The following is a 2,163-nucleotide window of genomic DNA, read 5'->3' on the forward strand; positions in this document are numbered from 1 at the left end:
CTCTCGGGCCGCGAACGGTGTCGCCGAGCTGCGCGTGCGCAGCCTGCTGGCACCGGTTGCCGACGGCGGCTGGCGGCTCCACCCGGTCACCCTGCACGCCTGGCACCACCACGACCCGGCCCCCGCCCGCACCGAGTCCCTGCGGCACGCCGCCCTGCGCACCCTGTGTGTCCGTCGCGACCCGGCTACGCTGACCTTCCCCGGCAGCCGGAGGGAGACACCCATGGCAGCACCCAGCGAGTCGGAGCGGATGGCCGCCTTCGATATCCAGGTCGAGCTGGTCACCCGGATCGGGGTACAGGAACTGGCACCGGGCACGGGCAGCCTGCGCGAGGCGCTGACGTCCCTGAAGTCACTGATCGACTTCACGCGCGGGACGCTGCACACGTACAGCATCGGCCTCGAACGCGGCTCCGGCGCACCGACGGTCCAGAGCCTCGCCTACGCCTTCATCAACGACACCATCCGCCCCTTCACCGCTGCCTGGCATCCCCGCCTCGCCGCCTACGAGGCCCGCTGCCCGGCAGACACCGCCCCCCTCGACCACGAGTCCGCCTGGCCGCAGGCCGAGGCGATGCGCTCCGAACTGACCGCGCTGCGCGAGCCGTTGCTGCGGATCACGGAGGCGCTGGGGGGTATCTCGGGGGCGGACTTCGGGGTGGCGGCGACGGGCTGACCGGCGACGAGGAGAAGAGAGCGGGCACGCTGAAGTTCGCGACGAAAGCGGAGCGGTTCGGTTCGCTGCATCTCGATTACGGCGCTGCGAGGCACCAGACCTTCGCTCACCCCGGCGATGATCATGCTCGCTTTTGTCACAGAGGCCTCTCTCGCCGTTCGATGTGGATCAACCGCGGTGACCTGGCCAAAAGGCGCTCGCGTCCAAACGCACCTCACGTAGAGTCACCTGGTTGGTCGATGAATCGATCGCGGGTCACGTGCGGAAGGGATCGGGGGAGCGTGCGCATGGCGGAGACCACGAAGCCGTATCCGGTGGGGGAACTGATCAAAGCCGTTCGGGCGGAGATCTTGACGGAACGCCGGAGCGAGGGCGGTGACGCTCAGAAGGTCGCGCTTTCCGGCGGCCGTCTCGTGTCATCGGTGGCGGGTCGCTTCGAGTATCTCTTCGTGTGCAGGAAATGGCACGACTCCCTGGACGGCATGCCCGTGCTCGTCCGGGCCTCGCATGCGCGCGGGCCTTGGGCAGCGGCGGAGGCGTCGCTCATGCCCGACGGAAACGTGCGGTTGGTCACCGCCGAGAGTCTGGGGCAGACCGTCCGCAACGCCCAAGTCCGCAAGGACGATTCGGCCGGACTGGTCGTCGTCGCCGAGCGTCTCGAATCGGTGGGTGAGGCCGACAGCCTCATACGCGCGGAGAGCGCCGGCTGGATCGTAGGCCAGGGCAACCCGGTCAGCGCGCGCGATACGAATCCCGGTCACTGGATCGCGAACTGGCAGACCCTGAAGCTGAATTCACGCCAAAGGGTCGCCGTCGAGCAGGCGCTGGCGAGCCAGATTCTGTTCCTGTGGGGGCCGCCCGGTACGGGCAAGACGGATGTCGTCGGGCACATCGTCGAAGGAAACTTCCGCCAGGGGCTCAACATCCTTTTCGTCGCGCCGACGAAGGTCGCGGTCGACCAGGCACTGGAGCGCATCTGCGATCTCCTGGCCACGCAGGAAGGCTTCTCGGAGGGGCTGGTGCAACGCGCCGGCGACATCGAAGTCCCCTCTCTACGTGAGCGATACGGCGAGTACGTCGACACCGAGCGGATCACCGCCCGGGTCTCCGCCCAGCTGGACGAGGCTCTCACCCGGGCGACGGAGGCCCTCAAGGAAGTACGTGCCCGCATCGCCCTGCACGACGAAGTACGGACTCTGGAGGAGCAGCTCTCAGCGGCGCGTACGTCTCACTCACATGCTGCGGCGGCAGATGCGGCTGCCGGGCAGGACGGATTGAGGGCGGAGGCCGCGGCGGCGCAACTGCGCCTCAAGATCAGCGAAATGGGACGGCCGAGCGGTTTCCTCGCCAAGCGGAAGGAAGCCCAACTCGCCGCGCTCCACACGGAATTCGCCCAGGCCGACGCGGCGGTCCGCGACGCCACGCAGCGCGGCGCGAACGCCAGGACGCGGGCGGGACAGGCCGCCGCGGACATCGGTGAGCTGAGC

Annotated in this window: 1 protein-coding gene and 1 pseudogene; both read left to right on the forward strand. The window is 68.8% G+C overall.

The window, feature by feature from the left end; all coding sequences use genetic code 11:
* Positions 1 to 676, forward strand: a pseudogene (locus R6V09_RS51585) (TIR protein); the annotation flags it as partial.
* Positions 677 to 963: 287 nt separating this feature from the next.
* Positions 964 to 2,163: AAA domain-containing protein (locus tag R6V09_RS51590; RefSeq protein ID WP_317888318.1), on the forward strand; the 1,200-nt coding region annotated here is incomplete at its 3' end.

It is taken from the genome of Streptomyces sp. W16 (assembly GCF_033194735.1).
GTDB lineage: Bacteria > Actinomycetota > Actinomycetes > Streptomycetales > Streptomycetaceae > Streptomyces.